5 protein-coding genes are annotated in these 4,752 nt (G+C 68.7%); 1 reads left to right on the top strand and 4 read right to left on the bottom strand.

Annotated features, from left to right (window positions below):
• Nucleotides 1–44 precede the first annotated feature (44 nt).
• Entirely contained in the window at nucleotides 45–1,484 is a 1,440-nt protein-coding gene (locus tag FrCorBMG51_RS18565; protein ID WP_371391028.1) for an acetate--CoA ligase family protein, read from the top strand.
• Nucleotides 1,485–1,866: 382 nt separating this feature from the next.
• On the opposite strand, the gene FrCorBMG51_RS18570 is transcribed toward FrCorBMG51_RS18565, so the two are convergent.
• The 4 genes from FrCorBMG51_RS18570 to FrCorBMG51_RS31695 all read right to left on the bottom strand — a co-directional run.
• Nucleotides 1,867–2,634, bottom strand: coding sequence for an SDR family NAD(P)-dependent oxidoreductase (locus FrCorBMG51_RS18570; RefSeq protein WP_047224331.1), 768 nt, complete (start codon nucleotides 2,632–2,634; stop codon nucleotides 1,867–1,869).
• 530 nt (nucleotides 2,635–3,164) lie between these two features.
• Nucleotides 3,165–3,794 carry a pyridoxamine 5'-phosphate oxidase family protein gene (locus FrCorBMG51_RS18575; protein ID WP_083731239.1) on the bottom strand — a complete coding sequence of 210 codons (630 nt, stop codon included), beginning with the start codon at nucleotides 3,792–3,794 and terminating at the stop codon, nucleotides 3,165–3,167.
• Nucleotides 3,795–3,879: 85 nt separating this feature from the next.
• A complete protein-coding gene (locus FrCorBMG51_RS18580; protein WP_200902501.1) occupies nucleotides 3,880–4,242 on the bottom strand; it encodes a hypothetical protein in 363 nt (120 codons plus the stop codon).
• 299 nt (nucleotides 4,243–4,541) lie between these two features.
• The coding region (locus FrCorBMG51_RS31695; RefSeq protein ID WP_235433712.1) for a hypothetical protein at nucleotides 4,542–4,752 on the bottom strand (211 nt) is incomplete at its 5' end.

The raw sequence follows: 4,752 nt of genomic DNA on the forward strand, positions 1-4,752 counted from the left end.
GCATGTATCCTCCCTACCCGCGGCACGGGTAGCGGACAGCCTCGATCGTCGCGGTGAAAGGGGGCGCGTCAGCGGCTGGGGCACGCGCCGCCGCCTCCCACACGGCAGCCGCGGCCAGCCCTGCCGTGCGGGTCAGCGCCCTTTTCCGGCAGGCCGGGATCATCGCCGGCGACGGTCTCGGGGAGCTGTTCGACGTAGTGACCCTGCTCGCCCACCAACGCCTGCCCGCGGGCCGGCGGCTCGCGATCGTCGGGAACGCGGGCGGCCCGCTCATCCTCGCCGCCGACGCCGCCGCGGCCGCCGGCCTCGAACTGCCCGAGCTGGCCGAACCGACCCGCCGCGCCCTCACGGGCCTGCTGCCGCCCGGCGCCGCCGTCGCCAATCCGGTGGACACCATCGCGTCGGTATCCGGCGACGCCTTCGAGCAGGCGCTGCGGACCGTGTCCGCCGACGGCGGCATCGACGCCGTGCTGGCCGTGATCGCACCGACGCCGCTGACCGGCCGCGACGACCTCACCGTCGCGGCCGCGGCGGTCACGGCGGTGAGCACGACCCCGCTGGCCGCGGTCGTGCTCGGGCAGGCCCCCCGGGTGCGGACCCTCACCGCGCCCGCACAACCGGGCGAACCCGCGCCGGGCGCCGTCCCCGCGTTCGCCGTCCCCGAGGACGCCGGCCGCGCACTGTCGCTCGCAGCCGAGCACGCACAGTGGCTACGGCGTCCCCGGGGCTCCGTGCCCGCCTTCGACGACGTCACCCCCGCGGGTGCCCGCGACATCATCGAGGCGGCACTGGCCGACCGGTCCGAAGGGTGCTGGTTGCGGCCGACGGTGGCGGCGGACCTCCTGGCCGCCGGTGGCATTCCGGTCGCCCGGCCCGAACACGCGGTCTCGGCCCAGATGGCCGCCGACATCGCCGGGCGCATCGGTGGACCGGTCGCCCTCAAGGCCGCCAACCCCGATCTGGTGCACAAGAGCGACCGGGGCGGCGTCCGGTTGGATCTGGCCACGCCGGCCGACGCCGCGCAGGCCTACCGGTCCATGTGGGCCGCGCTGGGCGAGGCGATGGGAGGAGCAACCGTACAGCCCATGATCGCCCCCGGCGTCGAAACCCTGGTCGGGATCGTGCAGGATCCCGCCTTCGGCCCGCTCATCGGATTCGGGCTCGGCGGCGTCCTCACCGACCTGCTCGCCGACCGGTCCTACCGGCTGCTACCGCTCACCGACCGGGACGCGGCGGAACTGATCCGTTCCCTCCGCGGTTCGGCGCTGCTGTTCGGGTACCGGGGAAGTCCACCGGCGGACGTTGCCGCGCTCGAGGACGTCCTGCTGCGCGTCGCCCAGCTTGCCGACGACCTGCCCGAAATCACCGAAATGGACGTCAATCCGCTCATCGTCCATGAGCACGGGGCGGTCGCGGTCGACGTGAAGATCCGGGTAGCGCGGGTGCCACGGACCCCTGATCCGATACTGCGCCGACTACGCTGACCGACCTCGTACAGTCCGCGGCGATGATCCGTTTCCCTGCGCTGGGTGGCCACGAGACCGCTCTGGCCGCTGTCCGCTTGTCGCCGCCGCGGACAGCGGCCAGCAGGCTCTCGTCGGCCAGGTATCACTGATCACTGCAAACGATCAGTGATACCTGGCCGACGCGTGCAGCGAGGCTGGGACGGAGTCGATCCGTTCCCGAGGCGGGAGGCGATCTGTATCGCCCGCCATGCCGAGGAGCCGCCGGCGGCGAGTTTCGTGACGTCCCGAGCGTTCACGACTTTCTACTTTCTACGCCTGGTCGCCGTCAGGCCAGCCCCTCTGCCCCGGAAACAACCGACAGTACGGACCTGCCCGTCCAGCCCCGATCCAGAATCTGCCGTCAGAACCTCGTCGCCAGCAGGCCGCCGTCGACGGGGAGCGTGACTCCGGTGATGTAGGAGGACCGGTCGCTGAGCAACCAGGCAACCGTTTCGGCGACCTCGCGCGGCGTGCCGGCGCGGCCGAGCGGGGTGTGGGTCTCAAAGCGTTCACGCACCTGCGGATACTGCTCGAACGTGGCTGCCACGCCGTCGGTCAGAATGGCGCCGGGAGCGACGACGTTCACCCGAATTCCCTGTGCCGCATATTCCTGGGCCGCCGCCCGCGCGAGCCCGGTGACACCGATCTTCGCCGCCTGATAGGCCGCGTCTCCGATTCCGGCGACCAGTCCGGACACGCTGCCAGCGATCACGATCGAACCGCCACCAGCCTTTATCAGCTCGGGTATCTGGGCACGGAGGTTCAGCCAGATGCCACGAAGCGTCAGGGCCTGTATGGAGTCCCAGGTCTCCTCGGTGATATCGGCCAGTCTCCTACCGAGTTCGTCTCCGACGGCCGCGTTGAGATACGCCCCGTTCAGCCTTCCATACCGTTCCAGCGCCGTCTGGACGAGTGACTCCACCCCGGCCGTCGTGCTGGCGTCGGCGGTCACGGCGACTGCGTCGAAGCCGTCAGCGGTCAGCTGGCCAGCCAGTTTCTCAAGCTCATCGCTGCCGCGTGCGCCCAGGACGACCCGGGCGCCCTCCTCAGCGAACAGCCGGGCCGCCGCGGCACCGATCCCCCGGCTGGCGCCCGTAACGATGATCACTTTGTCTGAGAGAAGTCCCATGGGAGAAATGGTACGAAAGTTGAATTAAGTATGCCTTAAGCGCGCGTCTCACGCGAGGAACTGCCTTCAGAAAGTGAGCACGGCAACGAAAAGAGAAAACCAGGGGAGTTGCGACCGTTGCGTTCGTGACGGACGGTCAGCCAGTGGTAGCAATGAGCGCGGCAGTGAAAGAGGGGAGGCTCGGGAAGCTGGACCGTTGCCTTCGCGGTGGCCGGCCAGATCGCGGTAACCATCCGCCCGGCCGGGAAAGTACCGGCAGCCGCCCAAGGACTACGAGTATCTGACAGATACCACCGAGAACGTCAGCTACCCGGCGATAACCATGATCCCGGCCCACCATACTACCGGCCGGCCACCCTGACTTTCGGACACCCTTCGGTAACTGTCCGGCAACAACTATCCGACAGCCCCGGCCCCGCGCTCCTCCCCCGACAGCCATTCCCGCGAACGGGGCCGCGGCGTGGCAGCGGTGGGACGAAAAGAGGGCAGAAAGTACGTCAGCGCTCCGTCCGCGCCCGCCGCCTTTCTGGTCAGGTCAGGGAGGGGGCCAGGCCGCCGGGGAGCGGGATGTCGCAGGCCGGTTGGGGCGTGCCGGCTGTGAGACGGACGGGAACGACTCCGGTCCAGTAGTCCAGGGTGAGGTCGGCCTCGTCGTCGGACGGAGGGCCGGTGCGGCGTTTCAGCGCGACGTCGGTGCTCTCGTCGTCCAGGCTCAGGGCGAGCACGGCTGTCGCGGCCAGCTCCCTGCTGGTGGGTGGCCTGCACTGCTGGGAACGCCCGACCCCGACGCGGTCCACCAGCGCGGCCAGCACCTGTGTCTTTTCCTCCACGGTGTCGACGAGACGGGCGTCGCCGTGGATCACGACAGAACGGTAGTTCAGCGAATGGTGGAAAGCCGACCGCGCGAGCACGAGACCGTCGAGCAGGGAGACGGTCACGCACAGCGGCAGCGGTGCCGGTCGCGCCGACACGAGCAGCCGCGCCGCGGTGGATCCGTGGATGTACAGGGAATCTCGCACCCGCACGTGCAGAGTGGGTATCACGTGCGGTCGGCCGGCGACGACGAGGCCGACGTGGCAGACGAGCGCCTCGTCGAGGACGGCATGAATGGCGGCACGGTCGTCGTTGACGCGCTCGGCGTAACGAGATGGTCTCAGCACGTGGCCATACTGCCCCGCCGGCAGGTAATGCGTCCAGCGAACCGCGTGACCGTCACTGCTGTACGTTCCAGGAGCCGGGAGATCTCTAGGATCTGGCGGACGCGGTGATGAATCCTATCCACATCGCGCCCCACCAGCATCCCTGAGAGACGATGGTCGTTATGGCGCCCCAGGCGAGCAGGCGCATGTTCAAAACGCCCGCCGCCGCTTTCATGCGCTTGCTGAGAAGCATCGCCTGCAGCCCGTTGAGGGTGAGAACCAACACGAGCCCGAGCTTCACGCGGGCCGTCACGGTGGCCAGATCCGGCTCCAACAGTGTGCCGCTGCCCATCAGGCCGATGAGTCCCGTCCAGATCAGCAGGTGCAGCCGATCGATTCCGGCGACGGCCTCGGCGAACGTGGAACGCCCGACCAGCCAGACAGCTATCAGGTAGTCGGCGACGAGCACGGCGCCGAATCCGAGGACGAGAGACGACAGATGGACGAACAGGGCGACAGTGTGCAGAGCTGGATCGGGGTGTATGTGGGCTGACATCCATACCGTTGCGCACCACACCGCGCACGCGGCGCACACGACAGCGGCGCGGGCTCCCCACGGGCCGGTCACCCTGCCGGGACGGACCGCTTCGTTCTGCGGTGTTCGCGGCGCTCGGGCGGGATCCTCCCGGGTCTCGAGTGACCGTTCAGGATTCGGGCCGGGTGTTCCAGGTACTTCGGTCAGATCTTTATGGTCCAGATCCTGGATCTTCATCCCACCGTCTTCGCCTTCGTGCTGTTACGCCGGTCGAACAGGTCGTCGACGATATCCTGCGAGCGATAGGTATCCTGCGGGCGGTGAGCAGGTACACTGACCGGCGGATCGCCGGTTCCGTTGACGAGACCGTGACAATACGAACCGCGGCGATACGAACCGTGGCAATACGGACCGTGGCAATACGGTTTGTCACCGCCGGCGGGA

The organism is Protofrankia coriariae (assembly GCF_001017755.1).
GTDB lineage: Bacteria > Actinomycetota > Actinomycetes > Frankiales > Frankiaceae > Protofrankia > Protofrankia coriariae.